The sequence below is a fragment of the Virgifigura deserti genome, from assembly GCA_003576685.1.
GTDB lineage: Bacteria > Pseudomonadota > Alphaproteobacteria > Dongiales > Dongiaceae > Virgifigura > Virgifigura deserti.
On record QOZR01000004.1, the window covers coordinates 58,003 to 80,313 of the forward strand.

Below are 22,311 nucleotides of genomic sequence, written 5' to 3' on the forward strand. Positions count from 1 at the left end.
GCCGCAGACTGCCTGTCCGTGCCCCCAGTGTCCAGCGCCTGATCCGATCACAGCGAACCGATGTGATCAGACTAACCTGCACCGAATTAACAGAAGTTTTAGATCCTCCGCCTTAGATGCGACAGGTTAGCCAGCAAGGAGCCAGGGAGGCCCCCATGATTCGACGTTGCATCTCATCCATCGCCGCAACTTTGCTGCTTCTGCTCGTCACCGCCTGCGCGTCGGTCGAGCCCGTGGACCCGAACGACCCGAACCTGTCCTTGATCTATGGCTATCTGGACATGGAAGACGCGCCGACGAGCGCCGACTGGGTCTCCATAATGCACTATGACGGCAACAGCGAAAGCTATCAGGTTCCGGCCGAGGACGGGGTCTTCTATCACGTCGGTGTCGTTCCCGGCCCCTATCAGGTGGATACCTTCGGCGGCGACCATTTCTGGAACGGCCCGCACATCTACGATTTCGGCTCGAACGGCCGCAACGAGACCGCCATCAAAGTCGGCCCCCCCGGCGTCTACTTCTTGGGGGCGCACAGATATGTCGAGGTTCCGACCGGCTGGCTGGAGCAGTCGAAGTTCACGATGGAACCGACCGACACCCCGTCGGAGCGGGAGATCCTGACCAAGCTGCTGCAGCTCCTGCGGGAGAACAACCCCGAATATACCCGCCAGATCGCGCTGGTCGAACAGCGCCTTGAGCAGATCCAGTAGGCAACTTCAGTAGGGAGAGACGACATGGGCAATTTCACCGCGAAATTGGCGCCGGCCCTCCTGCTTGCCGCCGCCACCCTTGGCGGTTGCGCCGTCACCATGCCGGAGAAGGAGATCGCGACGCTCTCGGAAGTCGAGCCCGGCTCAGTCCTGGTCGTGGGCGCCGTGGAAGTCGTTCCGCCGCTTCGGCCGGGCGAAAAGCAGCTCGACATTCCCAACGACATCTTCGGCATGGAGGAGATGATCAGCAACCGCGCCTGGCTCACGATCGGCAGCTCGCCGGCCACGCCGATCGACAAAGGCGAGGTCACGATCAATCCGGAGCTCGGCCAGACCTACTTCTTCGCCGTCCCGAAGGACGCGCCCTATATGGTCGGCGGCTATGTGATGATCGACTACCAGCATATACAGAATACCATGGTGCGTGACAGGCGAATTTCGATCCCCGGCACATTGCGGCTCGATATCCGCCCCGACGACGAGGCAATCTATGTCGGCACCATCCGCGTGAAGCGCGACGATTTCAACGAGGTGATCGACGCCGCCCTGGTCGACGACTACCAGCACGCCGCCGCCGAGTTCAAGAAACGCTTCGGCACCGAAGCCCGGCTGCGCAAGGCCATGTTCCAGACGACGGCATCCCGCTAGAGCGCGAGCCGCTCAGGTTGGATCAACCTGAGCGGTGAATCGCCCTCTACTTCAAATGATTAGAGACCGATTCAGCTTCCGAGGTTCGGCACATTGCTTGTGCCGAACTTCGGATTCTTCACGCTAGGCGTCGAGGATCGGAGCGAAGCCGCCGTAGATCATCCGGCGGCCGTCGAACGGCATATTGTCCTTGTCCGGCTGCATGCGCGGGTCGGCCATCACCTTCTTCCACCCTTCGTCGCGGACTTCCTTCGATGGCCATTCGATCCAGGAATAGACGACCTTCTCTTCGCCCGTGGCCTTCACCGCGCCCTTGAAGTCGGTGACCTTGCCGTCGGGGACGTCGTCGCCCCATGCTTCGACGACGCGCGTGGCGCCGTACTCCTTGAACACCGCCGCGGCTTTGGTCGCCATGTCCTGGTAAGCGTCCTTGTTGCCGGCCGGAACCGGCAGCAGGAAGCCATCGGCATAGCCCATCTTGCCCCCGGTGCCCTCGTCGACAATGGAGGTGAATCCGCCGAAGATCATCCGCTGGCCGTCGAAGGGCATCGTCGCGCCCATCTCCTTCATGCGCGGGTCGCTCATGATCTTCTCGTTCGCCGCGTCGCGCGCCTCCTTGGTGGGATATTCAAACCAGGAGAAGATGACGACTTCATCTTGCTTCGCCTTCACCGCGCCCCTGAAGTCGGTAACCTTGCCCTCGGGCACGTCGTCGCCCCATGTTTCGACCATACGGGTCGCGCCGAACTCCCTGAACAGCGGCGCGGCGTCGGCGGCGTGCTTGCGATAGGCTTCCTTGTTCGCGGCGGGCACCGCGGCGACGAATCCTTCGATATAGGCCATTGCTTCTCTCCTGCCTGGTTTAATGCCGGTCAGACTGTTTCGGTGAGAGGTGTTTCCTCGAAAGCGGCGAGCTGGGCCTCCAACGCCCGCTGGAAGGCGGGCCTTGCCTCGCAACGCGCCTGATATTCGGCGAGATTGGGATATTCGGCGACGAGAGCGGTGTGGCGAAGGATGCGCAGAACCGTCGTCATCATCAGATCGCCGACAGTGAAGCGGTCTTCCAGATAATCCCGCTCTCCGAGCCATGCCGAAAGCCGACCGAGGCGCTCGCGCACATTCCTTTCCGCCTCCGGGCGGCGGGCGCGCGCCCAGTCGGCGCCGGCGTTGAAGATGTCGATATTGACGAGTTCCGCGATCATTGGCTCGATGCTGTTGAGCGCCGCGACGACCCACGACATCGCCCGCGCCCGCCCGGCCGGATCGCGCGGCATCAGCACCTCCGATCGCTCAGCGATGTGAAGGACGATCGCACCGGTCTCAAACATGTGGATGTCGCCCTCGTTGTAGATCGGCACCTGGCCAAAGGGCTGTTCGCGAAGATAGGCCTCGGGGCGTTCGTTCTTCGCATCGAGCAGCCGCTCGCGATAGGCGCACCCTGCTTCCTCCAGCGCCCAGCGGACGCGCAGGTCGCGGACCTGGCCCTTGGCGAAGGAAGGCACCCAGTTGAAAGCGCTGACTTCGATCTCGGCGTTGGGATCGACGGGCATGACGGTCTCCTCTCTCGGTCGCCGGGCCTTGACGGAATATGTTGATATCAACATTTATAAGGCATGTCAAATTCCAAAACCGTTCCATTCGAAACGACGCTGCACGTCCGCGATCACTGCTTGTGCTTGGCCGCCCAGCGGGCAGCCCGCGCCCTGGCGCGCCGCTTCGATGAGGCGCTGCGTCCGATCGGCCTGACAAGCGGGCAGTTTTCGCTGCTGATGTCGCTCAACCGCCCCAAACCGCCATCGATCGGCTCGGTCGCGGCGCTCCTAGCTATGGATCGCACCACCCTGACGGCCAACCTCAAGCCCCTCGAAAGACGCGGGTTGGTGGAGACCGCGGTCGATCCGGCCGACCGGCGCGGGCGGCTGCTGACGCTGACGGAGGCCGGTCGGATGCTGCTGCGATCCGCGGTGCCGATCTGGGAGCATACGCATGAGGAAACCGAACGGCTCTTGGCGCAAACCGATGTCGAAACCTTGCGCGCCGGCTTGCGCGCCCTGGCATGATGCGGTGTCGGACAAACTGACGACGGCAGACGCGGCACCGGCAAGAAGTGCCGGGTAAAGCCTGCACGACCGGGCCGCCATAGGTCCGAAGCACCTGCCGGAATCCCGGCATGATCCAGTAAATCGGCGGATAAGCCCGCTTGGCGGGAGTTGGCACGAAGGCTGCACGGGTATGGCTGTGACGGCGCCTGCGATCGCGTCGTCCGAGTGAACCGAACGGCGAGGAATAGGCCAGCCCGAAGATGGAAAACGCAACCTACATTGCCCTGTCGCGCCAGATGGTCCTGCGTCGCGAGATGGACATCATCGCACACAACATGGCGAACACCGAGACGCCGGCCTTCAAGGGCGAGGACATGCTGTTCGTCGAGTATCTGTCGCGGACCGACGACGGCGCGCGCCTCTCCTTCGTGCAGGATTTCGGCCTTGTCCGCGACCTCTCCGAGGGTCCGATGACGGCCACCGGCAACAACCTCGATTTCGCGATCCACGGCAACGGCTACTTCGTCGTCGACACGCCGCAGGGCGAGCGCTACACGCGGGTCGGCCGGTTCCAGATCGATGCGCAGGACCAGCTCGTCACCAGCCAGGGCCACGCCGTTCTCGACACGGGCGGCGCCCCGATCTTCGCCCCCGCCGAGAATGGAGAGATCGTCGTCGCGCGCGACGGCACCATTTCCGTCAACGGCGAGCCTCTCGGCCGGATCGCCGTGGTGCAGTTCGAGGACGAGCAGGCGATGCGCAAGCTCGCCGGCGGCCTCTATACCGGCGACGATCCGCAGCCCGCGCTCGACGCGGAGATCGTTCAAGGCATGGTCGAGGACTCCAACGTCGAGCCGGTGCTGGAGCTGACCCGCATGATCACCGTGCTGCGGAGCTATCAGTCGGCCCAGCGCATGATGGAGACCGAGCACGAACGGCAGCGCCGCGGCATCAGCACCCTCGTTTCTTCGAATTCATAAGCAAGGGAGCGAAGCACATGAGATCGCTCAATATCGCGGCGACCGGAATGCTGGCCCAGCAGCTCAATGTCGAGGTCATCTCCAACAACATCGCCAATATGAACACGACCGGCTTCAAGCGCCGGCGCGCCGAGTTCGCCGATCTGCTCTACCAGAATCTGCGGCGGGTCGGCTCCACCTCCTCCGACGCCGGCACCATCGTGCCGGCCGGGGTGCAGGTCGGCGTCGGCGTCAAGCCGACCGCGGTCTACCGCATCTCCGAGCAGGGCAACATGATCATCACCGACAACCAACTCGACGTCGCCATTCAAGGGCGCGGCTATTTCGAGATCGAGATGCCGAACGGCGAGATCGGCTATACCCGGGCCGGCGCATTGCAGCGCAGCGAAGACGGGATGATCGTGACCGCCGACGGCTATCCCGTCCTGCCGGGCATCACCGTTCCGGAAGATGCGACCTCCATTACGATCAACGGCACCGGTGAAGTGCTGATCACGCTCGAAGGCGCGGTCGCACCGCAAAATGTCGGCCAGTTCGAGCTGGCTACCTTCGCCAACGAGGACGGGCTGTCGGCGATCGGCGACAACCTCCTGCTCGAGACCCCGGCCTCCGGCCCGCCGATCGTGAGCACGCCCGGATCGGAGGGCTTCGGGACCCTGCAGCAGGGCTTCCTTGAAACCTCGAACGTCAATGTGGTGTCCGAGATCACCAACCTGATCACCGCACAGCGCGCCTACGAAATGAACTCGAAGGTCATCCAGACCTCCGACGAGATGATGGGCTCGCTTTCACAGATGCGTTAGGGCGCTGATTCGCATGAGCTATTCGCTTCGACGTCTCCTCCTCGCCGCGCTTCTTGCCGGCCTCTCCGGCACGGCTTCGGCTATGGAAGACATGCCGATGCCAGCGCCGCTCGCCTTGCGGTCGTCGGTGCTGGTGGAGGATTCGGTGATCCGCCTCGGCGACCTGTTCGACGGCGCCCTGAAGAACGGCGACACGGCAGTCGCCCGCGCTCCTGCCCCGGGCGCCAGCATCGTTCTGGATGCGCGCTGGCTCTCGGCCCTGGCGCGTACCTACAGCCTGCCCTGGCAACCGGACTCCCGCTTCGCGCAGGTGGCGGTCGGCCGGGCCAGCCAGAGGGTGGGCGCGTCGGAGATCAGGCAGGCCCTGGCCGCCGCCGCCGCCGCGCACGGGATCGAGGGACCGATCGAGGTCGCGCTCGACGCCAGCGGCATCGGCTTCCACCTGCCGGTCGATGTCGTGCCGACGGTGAAGATCCAGAAGCTGGCCCTCGATCGGGCGAGCGGACGCTTCGCGGCGTCCGTCGTCGCGCCGGCGGATGGGCCGGTGGCGGCGCGGGCCACGGTTTCCGGCCGGATCTTCGCCCTGGTCGAGGTACCGGTGCCGGTTCGCCGCCTTGCACCCGGCGAGGTCATCCGCGAGGCCGACCTCGAGTGGAGCCTGGTGCGCGCCGACCGCGTCACGTCCAGCACCCTGGTCGACCCCGAACGGCTGGCAGGTAAGTCGCCGCGTCGTCCGCTGCATCCCGGCCACCCCATTCGCAAGACCGAAGTGGAGCGCGTGATCCTGGTCGAGAAGGGCAGCATCGTAACGATGGTGCTGCAGAACCCGAACCTGTCACTGACGGTAAAGGCGCGTGCCATGCAGGACGGCGCCGAGGGCGACCTGATCCGCATGATGAACACCGATAGCAACCGGATCATCCACGCCATGGTGGTGGATTCCGACACCGCCGTCGTCACCAGCGGTGTGCCGACGGGCTCAAACTAGGAGAAGACCGATGTCTCCGTTCCGCAAGACCCGCTCTTTCGCCGCCCTGCTGCTGATCGGCTCGGCGCTCGCCGGCTGCAATGCCGCTTCCCGCCTGTCCCAAGTCGGCATGCAGCCGCCGCTGACGACGATCCAGAATCCCACGGCCCTGCCGAACTACCAGCCGGTGGCGTTGCCGATGCCGGCACCGATCACCGAGGAGCGCCAGGCGAACTCCCTCTGGCGTCAGGGCAGCCGGGCGTTCTTCAAGGATCAGCGGGCGAGCCAGATCGGCGACATCCTGACGGTCGTCATCAATATCGAGGACGAGGCGAAGCTGAACAATCGCACCAGCCGAAGCCGCGATGCGGCCGAAGGCGCCAGCCTGCCCGCGTTGCTCGGCCTCGAGTCGACGCTGGAGAAGGTCCTGCCGGGCGACGCCGACGCGTCGAACCTGGTCGAGGCCGAATCCGACAGCAGCTCGAGCGGCGCCGGCGCCGTCAACCGGGAAGAGGATATCAACCTGCGTGTCGCCGCCCTGATCACCCAGGTGCTGCCGAACGGCAATCTGGTTCTATCCGGCCGTCAGGAGGTACGGGTCAATTACGAGGTCCGCGAACTCTTCGTCGCCGGCGTCATCCGCCCGGCGGACATCACCTCGACGAACACCGTTCCCTACGACAAGATCGCCGAAGCGCGAATCTCCTATGGCGGTCGCGGCCACATCTCCGATGTCCAGCAGCCGCGCTATGGCCAACAGGTGTTCGACATCATCTTCCCGTTCTGATCGCACCCGAAACGAAAAGGAGCCGACCTTCATACGAAGGTCGGCTCCCTTGGACCGTTATCAAGCCCACCGCATCTCAGTCGTCGCGGTGGGTCCGTTCCAACCGTTCGTGACGCTCCTGCGCCTCGACGCTGAGCGTCGCGATCGGCCGTGCCTCGAGACGCCGTAGGCTGATGGGCTCGCTGGTTTCCTCGCAGAAGCCGTAGGAGCCGTCCTCAAGCCGCCGCAAGGCGTCATCGATCTTGGCAATCAGTTTGCGCTCCCGATCGCGCGTCCGCAGTTCCAGTGAGCGATCCGTCTCAAGGGAAGCGCGATCGGCGATGTCCGGCTCGGCCAGGCTCTCCTCCTGCAGATGGTGAAGCGTTTCGCTCGACTCCTGCAGCAGTTCGGCCCGCCACGCCAGGAGCTTCTGTCGAAAATACTCCTGTTGCATCGGGTTCATGAAAGGCTCGTCCTCGGAAGGACGGTAGTCAGGGGGAAGCAATGGCTTCATAGGGCGCTAACCACCACGCAAATCAAACCGCCGCGGAGTATATGAAATTTCTCCTCCACCGCAAGTCCGACAAAGCGCTGAGCACGCGCAACATCTGTTTGAAACAAAAAGAAAGTAGCGGCAGTGCCTGACCTATCGCGTGAGCTTTGCAAGCTCGACGGCGGCGCGGAGCTCAATCTCATCAAGAAGTTCCTCGAGACGGGGGTCGCCCATGGTGCCGCGCGCCGATTGCAGCAGGGTCCTGAGTTGATGCAATTGGCCCAGCGGAATGGCGCCGAGCAGCAGGCCGACCCGGATCTCCTCGAGATGGTCGAGAAGAGCCTCGCCACGCCGCCGCCCCCGGCGACGGCCCTCCGTCGCGTCCGGCACCTCCTGGGCGGCCAGCATGGCGCCGAGCGCGCCCGTAGGCGCGGTGCCGCTGATGCCTCCGGAGTCGGCGGTTTCCGCCAACGCCTTCGCGAATCCGCCAGACCGCGCCGGACCGGCGGTGCCCGTCCGGCGCACCGTCGCCGGACGCTGAGGAGCGGCGGGGTCGATCTTCATGTTCTGCCTCGACCAATCACAAAAAAGGCTTAGAAGGCGCGCAGTTAAGAAGTCCTTAACAGACGCTGCATTAACGGGGCTTGACAAGGTGAACGGCCCGACTGGCAAGGCCGCAACGGACCCTATGCCAGCCGAGTTGGGTTGGCGTTCAGCTGGCGCGGACGGCGGCGAGGAAGTTGTCGACCTCGCTCTGCAGGCTGGCGGACTGCTGGGCGAGCGCGCCGGCGGCGTCGAGCACCTCGGTGGCGGCGCGGCCGGTGGTGCCGGCGGTCTCGGTCACCCCGGCGATGTTGGCGGAGACTTGGGCGGCGCCGGTGGCGACCTGCTGGACGTTGTTCGAGATCTCGTGCGTCGCCGCACCCTGCTCCTCGATCGCCGCGGCGATCGAGGTCGCGATCTCGCTCATCCGCTCGACCGTCGCGGTGATCGCCTGGATCGCGCCGACCGCCTCGCTGGTCTCGGCCTGGATCGCGGCGATCTGGCTGGCGATCTCCTCGGTCGCCTTGGCGGTCTGGCTGGCCAGGCTCTTGACCTCGCCGGCGACCACCGCGAAGCCCTTGCCGGCGTCGCCGGCGCGCGCCGCCTCGATCGTCGCGTTGAGCGCCAGCAGGTTGGTCTGCGCCGCGATCTCCGAGATCAGGCTCAGCACCGCGCCGATCTTCTGCGCCGCCTCGGCTAGGCCCTGCATCTGCCGGTTGGTCGCCTGGCCCTGGGCCACCGCCTCGCCGGCGATCGTCGTCGACTGCGCCACCTGGCGGCCGATCTCGCCGATCGAGGCGGTCAGCTCCTCGGCCGCGCTCGCCACCGTCTGGACGCTGGCCGAGGCCTGCTCGGCGGCGGCCGCGACATTGGCCGCCTGCTGGCTGGTCGCGCCCGCGGTGGTCGACATCGACTGCGCCGTCGCCTGCATCCGCCCGGCCGCGCTCGAGACCCCGTCGACGATCGCCTTGACGCTCGTCTCGAAACCGCCAGCGAGCTGCGCCAGCGTCTGCCGCTTCTCCGCCGCGGCGCGGGTCGCGGCGTCAGCCTGCTCGGCCTCGAGCCGCGCCTTCGCGACCGCGTTGTCCTTGAACACCTGGACCGCGCGGGCCATCCGGCCGATCTCGTCGGCCCGCCCGGCGTCGGGCACCTCGGCCGCCAGGTCGCCGGCCGCGACCCGACCCATTGCCGCGGTCATCCGCTGGATCGGGCCGCTGATCCCGCCGCCGAGCCACCACGCCACCGCGCCGGCCCCGGCCAGGCAGACCGCGGCGATCGCCAGCGCGGTCCGCTGCAGCGCGTCCGCCGCGGCATAGACCCGGGTCAGCGGGATCGTCACCGCGAACGACCACGGCGTCCCCGTCGCCCCCAACTCGATCGGCACCAGCACCCGCAGCGCCTCCTCACCGCCCAGCGCCACCGCGTCCAGCCGCTGAAAGCCCTCGCCTCGCGCCACCGCCTGCTTCGCCGCCGGCGAGAAGCCGAACGCGGTCATGTCCTTGTTGAGGGCGGCGGCGTCCAGATGCGCGGCGATCAGCCCGGTGTTGCTGATCAGCGTGACATAGCCCTCCTCATAGGGCCGGATCGTCGACAGCCGCGCCTGCAGGTCATCCAACGCAAGATCGATGCCGGCCACGCCGATGACTCCATATTCGTCGGTGATCGGCGCAGCGATCGAGGTCATCAATACCCTTTTACCGTCGATCTCGTAGTCATAGATGTCGTGAATCACGGTCCGGCCAGCGTCGCGCGTGACGAGGTAGTAATCGCCGATTCCAGGCTGGTCGTAACCGACCAGCGGCTCCAGCTTGATCTCTCCGGATGCACGGTTCCAGTAGGGCACGAAGCGTCCGGTCTCATCATGGCCTTCGGTGTTCACGAAGGCGCTGTCAGCCCCGTCCAGGGCGTTCGGCTCCCAAGCGGTCCAGGTCCCCAGGAGGCCAGGATTCGCCTCAAGCTCGCGGCGGAGCATGGAATTATAGGCGTTCCGGTTCAGGATGCCCGCGCCCTTCAGTGAGGTGAAGGCGTTGACGAGATGCTCCGCCGTGCTCCGTGCGGCGTTCAGCTCGGCTCCAACCACGCTTCCATAATGGGCCGACAGCGCCTCCGCCGATTCGATGGCGTTTTGTTCGGCCATGCGGCCGGCGAACACCGCCGTCAACCCGGACACGGCCGCCAGCGCGGCGGCGGTCAGGCCGATCATCGCCACGAGAATCCTTGCCTTGATCCCGATCGTCAGAAGGCTGGAAAGGCGAAAGCGCTGGACCACCTATCACTCCCCGCAGCAATGAGAATTACGCAAAATAATAAAATGATGCAGAATAATGCTTTATTTTTAGTTAAGGGCCAACTCGAAATCATTCCAAACATTCATCCACAATACTTGTGCGCCTGCTTTTTACCGCGCTTATGATAAATGTCACCGGACCTCAATTAATCGGCAATTTCTGCCGCAAAGTCGGCAGTCTTTGCCCGAGAGGGCCCGGCAAGCCTGCCTTCACTCCTCCCAGCCCGGTCCGCATTCCGCGGTTTTCCGCCAGTTTAGGCCGAACTGCGTCCTGGCATGCCCTTCGCTAGACAACTGTCGAACAGATGCGATCGTTTTGGGACATACGGATGCCTTTCGGCTTTACCTCGCGACGTTTTCAAGCGGTGACCCGCCGGTTTCTGTCGGTGGCAGGGCTGATTCTCGGCCTGTGCCAGCCGATATCCGCCGAGGCAGCGTCGCGGATCAAGGACATCGCGGATTTCGAGGGGGTCCGGGAAAACCAGCTTGTCGGCTATGGCCTCGTGGTCGGGCTGAACGGCACCGGGGACAGCCTCGACAAGGCCGTCTTCACGCGCGAAAGCCTGATCGGCATGCTCGAGCGGCTGGGCGTCAATGCACGGGACGTCGACCTCGACACGGAGAACGTGGCGGCGGTCATGGTCACCGCCGCCCTTCCCCCCTTCGCCCGCCAGGGAGGCCGGATCGACGTGCGGATCTCGGCCCTCGGCGACGCCGACAGCCTGCTTGGCGGCACCCTGCTGGTGACGCCGATGCTGGGCGCGGACGGCGAGGTCTATGCCGTCGCCCAAGGGCCGATCGCGGTGAGCGGCTTCGACGCCAAGGGCTCCGCCCAGTCCGTGACCAAGGGCGTGCCGACGAGCGGTCGGATCGCGAACGGGGCGATCGTCGAGCGCGAACTCGCTTTCGAGATGGCGAGCATGCGCAGCGTCAAGATCTCGCTGCGCAATCCGGACCTGACGACGGCCCGGCGCATCGCCGAGGCGATCAATCGGGAGATCGGCCCGGGCACGGCCCAGCCCAGCGACCCCGGAACCGTGCAGGTCGAGATTCCGCCGACCTACCCGAACAGCATGGTCGCGCTGCTGACCGACATCGAGCAGCTTCCCGTCGAACCCGACCAGGTCGCGCGCGTCATCGTCGACGAGCAGTCCGGCGTGATCGTCATGGGCGACGATGTGCGGATCAGCACGGTCGCGATCGCCCAGGGCAACCTGACCATCCGAATCACCGAGACGCCCCAGGTTTCCCAGCCCGGTCCCTTCGCCGATGCGGGGGCGACGGTGGTGGTGCCGCGCACCGACGTGGAAGTCGACGAGGATGACGAGCGCAGGCTGGCCGTCCTGCCGTCCGGAGTCAGCCTGCAGGAGCTCGTCAACGGCCTGAACGCGCTCGGCGTGGGGCCGCGGGACATGATTTCGATCCTGCAGGCGATCAAGGCGGCGGGCGCCCTGCAAGCCGATATCGAGGTGCAATAATGGATACAGCCCTGCCGTTCGACACGAGCGTGATCCGCGGCGCCACGAAGGCGCCGGAGCCGCGCACGACCAGCAACCCCGAGGAGGCGCGGGAAACTGCCGAGAAATTCGAGGCATTCTTCCTGTCGCAGGTTGTCGAGCACATGTTCGCCGGCGTGGAGCCCGACCCGCTGTTCGGCGGCGGCCAGGCCGAGGGGGTCTACCGCTCGATGCTGTTCCAGGAATACGGGGCGGCGATCGCCCGAAGCGGCGGAATCGGCATCAGCGATATGGTCCAAAAGGAAATCCTGAGACTTCAGGAGGTTCAACAGCAATGACTTCAGGATCCATGACAAAGACCGATCGGGTCGGCGAACTGCTGGCCATCACCTCGCGGCTGATCGCCTGCATGGAGCGGGAGATCGAGCTTCTGCACGCCATGCGGCCGCAGGACATCGGTGCGCTGCAGCTCGACAAGACAGCGCTGGCGGATGCCTATGAGGCGCATCTACGGGCGCTGAACGCGGCAGCCGAGGGCGACGAGGTCGTCAGCCAGGCGCTTCGCGAGGAGCTGATCCAGGCGACCGAGAGATTCCAGAACGTGCTGACGGAGAACGCCCGCGCGCTCAAGGCGGTCAAGACCGCCCACGACCGCGTGCTGCGGGCGATCGTCGACGCCGTCGAGCAGAAGCGCGGCCGGTCGGCAGGCTACACAGCGACCGGAGCGGCAACGGGCGCACCCCCCGGCAGCCATCGCTCGGCCGGTGCAGCGCCACCGGTCTGCATGACCGTTAACCAGAAGCTTTAACGGCTTCGAAATCGGCACGACGGAAGGTCCGGCATGAGCCTCAACATCGCCCTTCTCAACGCGCTGACCGGCCTGCAGACGACGCAGGCCGGAATCCAGGTGACGTCGAACAACATCACCAATGCGAACACGCCTGGTTACACCCGGAAGATCGTCAGCCAGGAGGCCATGGTCATCGGTAATGTCGGCGCCGGCGTCCGATTGACCGACATCGAGCGCATCGTCGACGACCATCTGCTGCGCGAGGTGCGCAGCACGGCCGGGACGCTGGGCGGCCTGCAAGTGCAGGACTCCTACTTCGCGCGAATGCAGGACATGTTCGGCACTCCGGAGTCGAACAGCTCCATCAGCGCCTCCATCAGCCGGTTCTCCACGGCGCTTCAGGCGCTCGCCGCCAATCCCGAAAGCATGTCGCAGCGCCTTGGCGTGGTCGATGCCGGCAAGGCCGTCGCACGGCAGCTCAACACCATGTCGAGCGACATCCAGACGCTCCGCCTCGAAGCGGACAACGAGATCGCGAACGCCGTCGCGACGGTGAACGAGCAGCTCGAGATCATCGACGAGCTCAATGAGAAGATCACCCGCAGCACGATCCTGAACGAGCCGACGGCCGAGCTCGAGGACAAGCGCGACATCGCGCTGGACAAGATCTCGGAACAGATCGACATCAGCTACTTCACCCGCGACAACGGCGAGATGGTGATCTTCACCCGCAACGGCCGCGCCCTGCTCGACCGCGACGTGCAGCCGTTGAGCCATACCCCAGCATCGTCGATGACGGCCGGCTTCACCTACCCCGGGCCGATCACCGGGATCGATCTCGGCGGCGCCGACATCACCAACGAAATCCGATCCGGACGCATCGCCGCACTGATCGACATGCGGGATTCGACGCTGCCGGACATGACCGCCCAGATCAACAATCTCTCGGTGATGCTGCGCGACGAAGTCAATCGGATTCACAACGAGGGCACCGGCCTGCCCGCGGCGACCACGCTGACCAGCAGCCGGGCCCAGGCGGGAACCGCCGCATCCTTCACCGGACCGGTACAGATCGCATTGGTCAACCCTGACGGGACGCAGGCCTTCACCGCTACCATGCCCGCACCGGGCACACTCGACGCCGCGGGGTTCGCCGCCGCGATCAACGCGGCGCTCGGCGGATCCGGCGGCTCGGCGACCGAGGCCGGCGGCATCGTCACGGTCGACGGCGCCGGCTTCGGCGTAGTGATAAGCGGCGGCACCGTCGATCCCGGCGGCGGCGCGCCGACGACGAACCTTTCGGACTTTCTGCATCTCAACGACTTCTTCGTCGGCGACGACCCGGCCGGGATCGATCTCGCCAGCGTCCTTTCGGTGCGCAGCGACATCGTCGCCAATCCGCACCTCGTCTCCCGCGGGGCGTTGCAGCAGGACACAGTGACCCTCGAATATTACGTCTCCGCCGGCGATAACACCGTCGCCCAGCGGCTTGCCGACAAGTTCTCAGAACAGCTGACGTTCGCGGCGGCGGGCGGGCTTTCGCAGACCGGCACGACGCTCGGCGGGTATGCGACATCGATTCTGTCGACCAATTCCACGAACTACGCGAACGTCACCGATCAGCTGAGCTTCCAGCAGTCGCTGCACACCGAGCTCAACTTCAAGGCGGATTCGCTGAGCGGCGTCAACATGGACGAGGAACTCTCGAACCTCATCGTGCTGCAGAACGCCTATGCGGCGTCCGCGCGGATGATCAGCACCGCCGCTGAGATGTTCGACGTTCTGACCAACATGGGCCGATAGGAGCCACTGATGACCCGGATCGCCTCCTTCGCACATTATCAATTGACGCTCGGGCAGACCCTGAACACCCAGCGCCAGGTGCTCGATCTGTCGATCCAGATCTCGAGCGGCCAGAAATCGCGCGACTATCACGGCATCGCCGCGGACGCGCAGCGCCTCGTCAACCTCGAAACCGCGCATGCCCGCGCGGCGCAGTTCACCGCCAACAACAACCAGATCGACCGGCGGCTGGAGACGATGGAGACCAACCTTGCGCAGATCTTCGACGCCACGTCGCAGTTTCGCACCCTGCTCGTGAACGCGCTCAACAGCAACAACAACGAGGACATGGCGATCGCCAACCAAGCCGCGAACTTCAAGCAGGAGATCGCCGGCCTGCTGAACGTCGAGCAGGACGGGCGGTATCTGTTCGCCGGGTCGCGAACCGACACCCAACCGGTCGAGCTCACGGGCTGGACACCCCCGGTCCTGCCCCTGACCCCGCCGCTCACTCAATATGCCGAGGAGTACTACAAGGGCGACCAGGTGAAGCTGAGCACGGAAGCCGATGAGGCCTTGACGGTTACCTATGGCATCACCGCCGACGAGGACGCCTTCGAATATATCCTGCGCGCGATGCATTACGTGGAGCTGTCGGGCACGCCGGCCGACCAAGAAACCCTTGAAACGGCGCTGGCGCTGGTCAACACCGCGCTGGGTACCGAGCAGCCGAACACCGCGCTCGGCGCCGACCCGATCACGCATGACCTCGCCGACCTTCGCACCCTGATCGGCTCCTCGCGCCGGTCGATCGAGTCGGCGAACAAGCGTCTCGAGGAGTTCACCCTCTTCACCGAGCAGACCATCGGCGACCTCGAGCTTGTCGACCCGGCTGAGGCGCTCACGCGGCTCAGCGCCAGCGAAACACAGCTGGAGGCGTCGTACATGACGCTGTCGCGGCTCAGTCAGCTCTCGCTCGCGCAGTTCCTCAGGTAACCGCCGTCCAGCCCCTCTCCCACTGGTCGGAACAACCAGGAGATCTCTTCATGAATGCTTCTGAAGCAATGATGCCCAATCCCGCGCCACGCCACGGCGTGGCCCCGCCGCAGGCCTCCGAAGAGGTCACGGTGGAAACCCGCTTCGGCCCCATTACCTGCAGCCCCCAGGCGCTGATCGAGATGCCGCAGGGTCCGCTCGGCTTCGCCGAGCATCGCAGTTTCGCGCTCCTCGACCTGCCGAACCCGCGCCTGGCGCAGTTCCGGCTGCTGCAGAGCATGGCGGACCCGGCGGTTTCCTTCGTGGTCGTGCCGACAGGCCGCGACAGCAGCCTGATCGAGCAGCCGGATATCGATGAGGCCTGCGGCGCGGCCGGTATTCCGCCGGCCGACCTTCTCGTCCTGCTGATCGTCACCGTCCGTCAGACGCCGGACGGCAGCGCCATGACCGTGAACCTCCGCGCGCCGGTCATGCTCGACGTGCGGCGGCGGATGGCACGCCAGATCGTCCTGCCCAACCCCGCCTATTCGGTCCGGCATCCGCTCTGACCGGAGGCGGCATCACGCATCATGGTTAGCGAGCTTAAACCGTTGTTAAGCGGCGGAGGGGATCATGTCGGCCATGCGACCGAGCGATGAGACCACCACGACGGCTGCGGACGGCCTTCCCGACCGCCGCGAGCCGGGAGACCGGCAGATCGTTCGGCTGCACGAGATGACGGCGGTCATCCTGTGCGGCGGCATGGGCACGCGGCTGCGCGAGGAGACCGAGTTCAAGCCGAAGCCGATGGTCGAGATCGGCGGCCGCCCGATCCTGTGGCACATCATGAAGCATTACAGCCATTTCGGCGTGCGCAACTTCGTGCTGTGCCTCGGCTATCGGGGCGACGCGATCCGCGACTACTTCCTCAACTATCAGATCCGGAGCAGCGACTTCGCCGTCGATCTGCGAACCGGCGGCATCGAGACCCTGTCCAACGGCGCCGCCGAGGACTGGCGGGTGGTGCTGGCCGAGACGGGGGCCGACACGCTGACCGGGTCGCGCCTGCGCCAGGTGCTGCCCTATCTCCGCACGAGCAGCTTCTTCGCCACCTATGGCGACGGCCTGTCGGATGTCGATCTCGACGCCCTGCTGACGCATCACCGGCGGTCCGGCCGGGCGGCGACCGTGACCGCGGTCCACCCCTCCTCCCGCTATGGCGAGCTCTCGATCCGGGGCGGCCTCGTGAAGTCGTTCAACGAGAAGCCCCAGGTCACCGAAGGCTGGATCAATGGCGGCTTCATGGTCTTCGAACGCCGCGCCTTCGACGGCCTCTCGGCCGCGGACAACATCTCCCTCGAGGTCGGCGTGCTGGAGGATCTGGCGCGGCGCGACGAGCTCGCGGTCTATCAGCATGACGGCTTCTGGCAGTCGATGGACACCTATCGCGAGATGTGCCTGCTGAACGAACTCTGGACCAGCGGCCAAGCACCATGGCGGATTTGGGAACGGCACCGGCTGTCGGCATAGACCGGGCATTCGGGGACCGGACGTTCTGGCGCGGTCGCCGTGTCTTCGTCACCGGTCACACCGGGTTCAAGGGCGGCTGGCTCAGCCTTTGGCTCGCGCGGCTGGGCGCGCAGGTCTCTGGCTATGCGTTGGAGCCGCCGTCCGCCGGCGTCTTTCAGGCGGTCGGGCTCGACCGGGAGATCGGCTCCACCATCGCCGACATCCGCGACGCCGCACGCCTGGCGGACGCGATGGCGGCGGCGCGCCCGGAGGTGGTGTTCCATCTCGCCGCCCAACCCCTGGTCCTGCAGGCCCATGCGGAACCCGTCGAAACCTTTTCGACCAACGTCATGGGAACAGTTCATCTCCTCGAGGCGGTCCGGCGGCTCGACGGCGTGCGCAGCGTCGTCGTCGTCACCTCGGATAAGGTCTATGACAATCGCGAATGGGTCTGGGGCTACCGCGAGCAGGATTGCCTCGGCGGCCATGAGCCCTACGGCGCCAGCAAGGCCTGCGCCGAGCTGGTGACCAATGCCTATCGCTGCGCCTTCTTCGAGGCCGGCCGCGCGACCGGCATCGCGACGGCGCGGGCCGGAAACGTGATCGGCGGCGGCGATTGGGCGGAAGATCGGCTCGTGCCGGACGCGGTGCGGGCCTTCGACTCCGGCCAGCCGCTCCGGCTGCGCAACCCGCGCGCCACACGGCCCTGGCAGCATGTGCTGGAGCCGGTCGCCGGCTATCTGACGCTGGCCGAACGGTTGGCGGCGGCGCCCGACGCGATGTCCGGCGCCTGGAACTTCGGGCCAGCCTCGGCCGACACGCGGTCTGTCGAATGGGTTGCAGACGAGCTGGTCCGGCTTTGGGGCGACGGCGCGCGCTGGCATCTCGACAACCGCGCGACGCCGCGCGAGGCGCGGCTGCTCGCCGTCGACTCGACGAAGGCCGTCAGCCTGCTCGGCTGGCAACCCGTCTGGACCGTCGAGCGGGCGCTCGACCGTTCGATTTCCTGGTATCGGACACAGCGCCGCAACGGCGATGTCCGCGCCCTCACCTTTCAGCAGATTGAAGAGTTCTCAGATGCAGCCTAGCTCGTCTACCGCCGCAGCGCCGGATATTGTAACCGCCAGCGCCGCGTCCCCCAGCCCCGAAAGGCCGGCCTGCCGGTTCTGCCGGGCGCCGCTGGTGGAGAGCTTCGCCGACCTCGGCATGATGCCGTTGGCCAACGCCTATCGGCGCCCGGCCGATCTGCGCCGGATGGAGCCGTTCTATCCGTTGCACGCCTATGTCTGCAGCCAATGCTTCCTGGTCCAGCTCGAGGCGCTCTGCACGCCCGAGGAGATCTTCGAGGACTATGCCTATTTCTCCTCCTTCTCCGAAAGCTGGCTGCGTCACGCCGGGCGCTTCGCGGCACAGGCAATCGAGCAGTTCGACCTCGACGGCCAGAGCCAGGTCGTCGAGATCGCCAGCAACGACGGCTATCTGCTGCAGTACTTCCAGCAGCGCGGGATCCCGGTTCTCGGAATCGAGCCGGCCGCCAACGTGGCCGCGGTCGCCTCGGCCAAGGGCATTCAGACGCTGACGCGGTTCTTCGGCGTCGAAACGGCACGGACCCTCGCGGCGAACGGGCAGCAGGCGGACCTGCTGGTCGCCAACAACGTCCTGGCGCATGTCCCCGACATAAACGATTTCGTCGCCGGCCTGGCGATCACGCTGCGCCCGTCGGGCGTGCTAAGCGTCGAGTTCCCGCATCTTCTGAACCTGATCCAACAGGGTCAGTTCGACACGATCTATCACGAGCATTTCTCCTATCTCTCGTTTGTCGCGGTCGAGCGGATCTTCGCCGCGCATGGGCTGGCGCTGTTCGATGTCGAGGAGCTTCCGACCCATGGCGGCTCGCTGCGCATCTTCGCGCGGCACCGCGACTCTTCGGGGGCGATCAGCCGCCGTGTCGGCGAGATGCGCGCGCGCGAGCGCGGCGCCGGGCTCGACCAGATCGCGACCTACGGCGCCTTCGCCGAGCGGATCAAGACAATCAAGCGCGGGCTGCTCGGCTTCCTGGTCGAAGCGAAGTTCTCCGGCAAGCGCGTCGTCGGCTATGGCGCGGCGGCAAAGGGCAATACGCTGCTGAACTATTGCGGCGTGCGCACCGACTTTCTCGACTATGTGGTCGATATCAGCCCCCACAAGCAGGGACTTCACCTGCCCGGTACGCAGATTCCGATCCACCATCCGGACCGGGTCGGCGAAACGCGGCCGGACTATCTCCTGGTCCTGCCCTGGAACCTGAAGGACGAGATCATGGAGCAGATGAGCTTCATTCGCGACTGGGGCGGACGCTTCGTCTTTCCCATCCCGGCACTGCGGGTGATGGCATGATTTTCCGGGAGACGGGACTGCGCGGCGCCTTTCTCGTGGTGCCGGAGCGGCTGGAGGACGAGCGGGGCTATTTCGCGCGCACCTGGTGCGCGCGGGAGTTCGCGGAACTCGGCCTCGACACTAATCTGAGCCAGTGCAACACCTCGTTCAATCCGCACCGCGACACGCTGCGGGGGCTTCACTACCAGACCGGCGACGGCGCCGAGGCGAAGCTGATCCGTTGCGTCCGAGGCCGCATCTTCGACGTGATCGTCGATCTGCGCCCCGCCTCCCCGACCTACCGGAGCTGGTTCGCGACCGAGCTGAACGCCGAGAACGGCGTGATGCTGTACGCGCCGGGCGGCTTCGCCCACGGCTTCCAGACGCTGGAGGACGAGTCAGAGGTCTTCTATCAGATCTCGGCGCCCTATCGCCCCGAGCTCGCTCGCGGCATCCGCTGGGACGACCCGGAACTCGCCATCGCCTGGCCGCAGGCCGACAGGCGAATTATCTCGGAGCGCGACCAGGCTCTGCCGCTGCTCGAGGCGGAGCTGTGCTGATCGTCGCGGACAGCGCGCGGATATCGCATCTGGCCGATATCGAAGACTCTGTCCGCGGCAGCAGGATCGTCCTGGAGGACGGCGTCGTCATCGACTCCTTCGTCAAGGTCAAGCCGGCCGGCGGCAGCGGCGATCTCCGCATCGGCCGTAACAGCGTGATCAATTCCGGCACGGTCATCTATCTCGGCAATGGCGTGACCATCGGCTGCGGTGTCGCCATCGCCGCCAATTGCACGCTGGCGCCGGTGAATCACGCCTATCGCGACCGCAGCCGGCCGATCCGCGAGCAGGGCTTCCTGCCGAGCCGCGGCGGCATCCTCATCGAGGACGACGTCTGGATCGGCGCCAATGCCGTACTGCTCGACGGGGCCTGCCTGCGGCACGGCTGCGTCGTCGGCGCCGGCGCGCTGGTCCGGGGCGAGCTCCCCCCCTACTCCATCAATGTCGGCAGCCCGGCACGCACGATTGGATATCGAACATGAGCTTCACTGTCTTCGGCGCCGGCGGCTTCATCGGATCGCATCTGGTCCGCCATCTCCAGGAAAACGGCGCCGAGTGCTTCGCGCCCGAGCGCGGCGACCGATCGATCTTCACGCAGCCGCTCGGCCATGTGATCTACTGCATCGGCCTGACCGCAGATTTTCGCAAGCGCCCCTTCGACACGATCGAGGCGCATGTCTGCCTACTGAAGGAGGTCCTTCGCCGGGCACGGTTCGACTCGTTCCTCTATCTCTCCTCCACGCGCGTCTATCGCGGCTTGCCGTCGGGGGATGAAGAGGCTTCGATCGCGGTCAATCCGCAGGATCCGGACGACCTCTATAATCTGTCGAAGCTCGCGGGCGAGGCGCTGTGCTTCGCCGCAGGCCGGGCCGGCACCCGCGTCGTCCGCATGTCGAACGTCTATGGCTCGGGCATGCCCGAGGACAACTTCCTCGCCGCTGTCATGCGCGAGGCGGTCGGCCGCGGCGCCGTCCGGCTCCGCACCGGGCGCGATGCAGCGAAGGATTATGTCGATATCGCCGACGTCGTGCCTGTGCTGACACGCATCGCCGAGGCCGGGCAGGAGCGCCTCTACAATCTCGCCAGCGGCGCCAATATCAGCAACGGCACGCTCATCGACCGGCTGCAGCAGCTCACAAGCTGCCAGCTGTCGGTGGCGCCCGACGCACCGGCCCCGGTCTTCCCGCCGATCCGCATCGACCGGGTTCGCCGCGAGTTCGATTTCGCCCCGGGCAGCCTGATGGAGGCACTCGACCGGCTGGTGCAGAACGTCAAAGAGGAGCTGATCGCCTGTGATTAAGATCGATCTCGAGGCCGGCACAGTCGCCGTGGCGGATGGCGACGGCGAGACCGTCGTGCCGCTTGCATCCCGCGAGGCCTTCTCGATCGTCTCGGAAGCCTGGCTGCGCTGCGGCTGGGACAACAAATATGTCTACGGCTTCTCCTGGATGGGTCGGCCGATCATCCAGCTTCCGGAGGACATGATCCGGCTGCAGGAGGTGCTGTATCGGCTGAAACCGGACGTCATCATCGAAACGGGCGTCGCCCATGGCGGGTCGCTGATCTTCTATGCCGGCCTGTGCAAGGCGATGGAGCATGGTCGCATCATCGGCATCGACATCGAGATCCGGCCGCACAACCGACAGGCGATCGAGAGCCACGAGCTGGCCGACTTCATTACGCTGATCGAGGGGAGTTCGACCGCGCCGGAAACCGTGCGCCAGGTGAAATCCCTCGTCGCGCCGGGCGAGACCGCGATCGTCATTCTGGATTCCAACCATAGCAAGCAGCATGTGCTGGACGAGCTGGAGGCCTATAGCGGCCTGGTTTCGGTTGGCTCCTACATCGTCGCCTGCGACGGCATCATGCAGCTCGTCGCCGGCGGGCCGCGGACGGAGCCGGACTGGAGTTGGAACAACCCGACCCAGGCGGCGGCCGACTTCGCCGCCCGCCGCGACGACTTCGTCATCGAGCCGCCGGCCTTCCCGTTCAACGAGGGAAACGTCACCGAGATGGTGACCTACTGGCCGGGCGCCTGGCTGAAGCGAGTCCGGTAGCCACCCAGGTCGAGGGGGGTGCGCCGGCTCCATGGATTGCCGGGTCAAGCGCTCTTTGGTCTCTTCTGAGAGCGGACGGGGCGAGCGGTAGCTCGCACCGACGTGTTCAGCGCCACGGCGGCGCGAATGAGCGCCTTCAACGCCTTTTCATCAATCTTGTCGCCCTCATGGAAATCGATGGCGCGCCTGGTGTTGCCTTCGAGGCTGGAGTTGAAGAGGCCTGAAGGGTCCTCCAACGAGGCGCCCTTGGCGAAGGTCATCTTCACGGCACTCTTGTATGTCTCACCGGTGCAGATGATTCCGGCGTGCGACCACACCGGAACCCCTCTCCACTTCCACTCCTCGACCACTTCGGAGTCGGCCTGCTTGATGAGACTTCGGATCCGAGCGAGCGTCTCGCCCCGCCAATCACTCAGCTCCTTGATTCTCGCATCTATCAGCTGAGAGGGAGAGGCTGCTCCTTCTTCTTCCTCCGCGCCGCTCTTCTTCATGGTTGTTGTCGCTTTCTTCCTGGTTGTTGTCGCTCGCCGCTCACAATCGTTCGCCGGGCAATTGGCTGGCTTGCTTCACCCAAGCGGCGAACTGCG

Annotated in this window: 26 protein-coding genes; 20 read left to right on the top strand and 6 right to left on the bottom strand. The window is 65.6% G+C overall.

The genetic code is table 11. From position 1 onward, the window contains the following. The first annotated feature begins 155 nt into the window (after positions 1–155). Positions 156–710: a hypothetical protein gene (locus DT069_RS08005; RefSeq protein ID WP_119459782.1), complete on the top strand. Its 555-nt coding sequence runs from the start codon at positions 156–158 to the stop codon at positions 708–710. Between the two features lie 24 nt (positions 711–734). Further along, positions 735–1,358, top strand: a complete 624-nt coding sequence (locus DT069_RS08010; RefSeq protein ID WP_119459783.1) for a hypothetical protein — start codon at positions 735–737, stop codon at positions 1,356–1,358. Positions 1,359–1,481: 123 nt separating this feature from the next. Here the strand turns inward: DT069_RS08010 and DT069_RS08015 are convergent, their stop codons facing one another. Next, the gene (locus DT069_RS08015) at positions 1,482–2,201 is read right to left on the bottom strand and encodes a DUF1428 domain-containing protein (protein ID WP_119459784.1); all 720 of its coding nucleotides are present in this window, start codon (positions 2,199–2,201) and stop codon (positions 1,482–1,484) included. A 29-nt stretch (positions 2,202–2,230) separates the two neighbouring features. Next, positions 2,231–2,908, bottom strand: a complete 678-nt coding sequence (locus tag DT069_RS08020; RefSeq protein ID WP_119459785.1) for a glutathione S-transferase family protein — start codon at positions 2,906–2,908, stop codon at positions 2,231–2,233. 63 nt (positions 2,909–2,971) lie between these two features. Here DT069_RS08020 and DT069_RS08025 point away from each other — a divergent pair, with 63 nt between their 5' ends. The 5 genes from DT069_RS08025 (at position 2,972) to flgH (ending at position 6,937) form a co-directional block, all read left to right on the top strand. Next, positions 2,972–3,418, top strand: coding sequence for a MarR family winged helix-turn-helix transcriptional regulator (locus tag DT069_RS08025; RefSeq protein WP_119459786.1), 447 nt, complete (start codon positions 2,972–2,974; stop codon positions 3,416–3,418). 242 nt (positions 3,419–3,660) lie between these two features. Next, on the top strand, positions 3,661–4,380 hold the full coding sequence (gene flgF / locus DT069_RS08030) for a flagellar basal-body rod protein FlgF (RefSeq protein ID WP_119459787.1): 720 nt from the start codon (positions 3,661–3,663) through the stop codon (positions 4,378–4,380). Between the two features lie 17 nt (positions 4,381–4,397). Then, complete coding sequence (flgG, locus tag DT069_RS08035; protein WP_119459788.1) at positions 4,398–5,183, top strand: flagellar basal-body rod protein FlgG; 786 nt, start codon at positions 4,398–4,400, stop codon at positions 5,181–5,183. Between the two features lie 13 nt (positions 5,184–5,196). Beyond that, positions 5,197–6,171 carry a flagellar basal body P-ring formation chaperone FlgA gene (flgA, locus tag DT069_RS08040; protein ID WP_119459789.1) on the top strand — a complete coding sequence of 325 codons (975 nt, stop codon included), beginning with the start codon at positions 5,197–5,199 and terminating at the stop codon, positions 6,169–6,171. A 10-nt stretch (positions 6,172–6,181) separates the two neighbouring features. Then, positions 6,182–6,937, top strand: a complete 756-nt coding sequence (flgH, locus tag DT069_RS08045) for a flagellar basal body L-ring protein FlgH (protein ID WP_119459790.1) — start codon at positions 6,182–6,184, stop codon at positions 6,935–6,937. A 76-nt stretch (positions 6,938–7,013) separates the two neighbouring features. Here flgH and dksA read toward each other — a convergent pair whose 3' ends face one another. From dksA to DT069_RS08060, 3 genes are all read right to left on the bottom strand, one after another. Further along, entirely contained in the window at positions 7,014–7,430 is a 417-nt protein-coding gene (gene dksA, locus DT069_RS08050; RefSeq protein WP_119459791.1) for an RNA polymerase-binding protein DksA, read from the bottom strand. A gap of 132 nt (positions 7,431–7,562) precedes the next feature. Beyond that, on the bottom strand, positions 7,563–7,973 hold the full coding sequence (locus DT069_RS08055; RefSeq protein ID WP_119459792.1) for a flagellar assembly protein FliX: 411 nt from the start codon (positions 7,971–7,973) through the stop codon (positions 7,563–7,565). A gap of 148 nt (positions 7,974–8,121) precedes the next feature. Then, positions 8,122–10,221 carry a methyl-accepting chemotaxis protein gene (locus tag DT069_RS08060; protein ID WP_119459793.1) on the bottom strand — a complete coding sequence of 700 codons (2,100 nt, stop codon included), beginning with the start codon at positions 10,219–10,221 and terminating at the stop codon, positions 8,122–8,124. Between the two features lie 347 nt (positions 10,222–10,568). Here DT069_RS08060 and DT069_RS08065 point away from each other — a divergent pair, with 347 nt between their 5' ends. The 13 genes from DT069_RS08065 (at position 10,569) to DT069_RS08125 (ending at position 21,724) form a co-directional block, all read left to right on the top strand. Beyond that, positions 10,569–11,717, top strand: coding sequence for a flagellar basal body P-ring protein FlgI (locus DT069_RS08065; RefSeq protein WP_119459794.1), 1,149 nt, complete (start codon positions 10,569–10,571; stop codon positions 11,715–11,717). Beyond that, positions 11,717–12,034, top strand: coding sequence for a rod-binding protein (locus DT069_RS08070; RefSeq protein ID WP_119459795.1), 318 nt, complete (start codon positions 11,717–11,719; stop codon positions 12,032–12,034). Before DT069_RS08065 ends, DT069_RS08070 begins: the two co-directional genes overlap by 1 nt. A gap of 11 nt (positions 12,035–12,045) precedes the next feature. Continuing rightward, the gene (locus DT069_RS08075) at positions 12,046–12,504 is read left to right on the top strand and encodes a hypothetical protein (RefSeq protein ID WP_119459796.1); all 459 of its coding nucleotides are present in this window, start codon (positions 12,046–12,048) and stop codon (positions 12,502–12,504) included. 33 nt (positions 12,505–12,537) lie between these two features. Next, complete coding sequence (gene flgK, locus DT069_RS08080) at positions 12,538–14,289, top strand: flagellar hook-associated protein FlgK (RefSeq protein ID WP_119459797.1); 1,752 nt, start codon at positions 12,538–12,540, stop codon at positions 14,287–14,289. Between the two features lie 9 nt (positions 14,290–14,298). Beyond that, positions 14,299–15,264 carry a flagellin gene (locus tag DT069_RS08085; protein WP_119459798.1) on the top strand — a complete coding sequence of 322 codons (966 nt, stop codon included), beginning with the start codon at positions 14,299–14,301 and terminating at the stop codon, positions 15,262–15,264. Between the two features lie 50 nt (positions 15,265–15,314). Next, positions 15,315–15,812: a flagellar assembly protein FliW gene (gene fliW, locus DT069_RS08090; RefSeq protein WP_119459799.1), complete on the top strand. Its 498-nt coding sequence runs from the start codon at positions 15,315–15,317 to the stop codon at positions 15,810–15,812. Between the two features lie 64 nt (positions 15,813–15,876). Further along, complete coding sequence (gene rfbF / locus DT069_RS08095; RefSeq protein ID WP_425450098.1) at positions 15,877–16,773, top strand: glucose-1-phosphate cytidylyltransferase; 897 nt, start codon at positions 15,877–15,879, stop codon at positions 16,771–16,773. Continuing rightward, complete coding sequence (gene rfbG, locus DT069_RS08100; RefSeq protein WP_119459800.1) at positions 16,737–17,840, top strand: CDP-glucose 4,6-dehydratase; 1,104 nt, start codon at positions 16,737–16,739, stop codon at positions 17,838–17,840. The genes rfbF and rfbG overlap by 37 nt, the downstream gene beginning before the upstream one ends. Next, positions 17,830–19,128 (top strand): methyltransferase domain-containing protein, encoded by a 1,299-nt coding sequence (locus DT069_RS08105; RefSeq protein ID WP_119459801.1) that lies wholly within the window; start codon positions 17,830–17,832, stop codon positions 19,126–19,128. The genes rfbG and DT069_RS08105 overlap by 11 nt, the downstream gene beginning before the upstream one ends. After that, on the top strand, positions 19,125–19,667 hold the full coding sequence (rfbC, locus tag DT069_RS08110) for a dTDP-4-dehydrorhamnose 3,5-epimerase (RefSeq protein ID WP_119459802.1): 543 nt from the start codon (positions 19,125–19,127) through the stop codon (positions 19,665–19,667). Before DT069_RS08105 ends, rfbC begins: the two co-directional genes overlap by 4 nt. Next, positions 19,661–20,149 carry an acyltransferase gene (locus DT069_RS08115; RefSeq protein ID WP_119459803.1) on the top strand — a complete coding sequence of 163 codons (489 nt, stop codon included), beginning with the start codon at positions 19,661–19,663 and terminating at the stop codon, positions 20,147–20,149. The genes rfbC and DT069_RS08115 overlap by 7 nt, the downstream gene beginning before the upstream one ends. Continuing rightward, complete coding sequence (locus tag DT069_RS08120) at positions 20,146–20,967, top strand: NAD-dependent epimerase/dehydratase family protein (RefSeq protein ID WP_119459804.1); 822 nt, start codon at positions 20,146–20,148, stop codon at positions 20,965–20,967. Before DT069_RS08115 ends, DT069_RS08120 begins: the two co-directional genes overlap by 4 nt. Next, positions 20,960–21,724 carry a cephalosporin hydroxylase family protein gene (locus tag DT069_RS08125; protein WP_119459805.1) on the top strand — a complete coding sequence of 255 codons (765 nt, stop codon included), beginning with the start codon at positions 20,960–20,962 and terminating at the stop codon, positions 21,722–21,724. Before DT069_RS08120 ends, DT069_RS08125 begins: the two co-directional genes overlap by 8 nt. 44 nt (positions 21,725–21,768) lie before the next feature. On the opposite strand, the gene DT069_RS08130 is transcribed toward DT069_RS08125, so the two are convergent. Beyond that, positions 21,769–22,215: a DUF1801 domain-containing protein gene (locus DT069_RS08130; RefSeq protein ID WP_119459806.1), complete on the bottom strand. Its 447-nt coding sequence runs from the start codon at positions 22,213–22,215 to the stop codon at positions 21,769–21,771. Positions 22,216–22,311 lie beyond the last annotated feature (96 nt).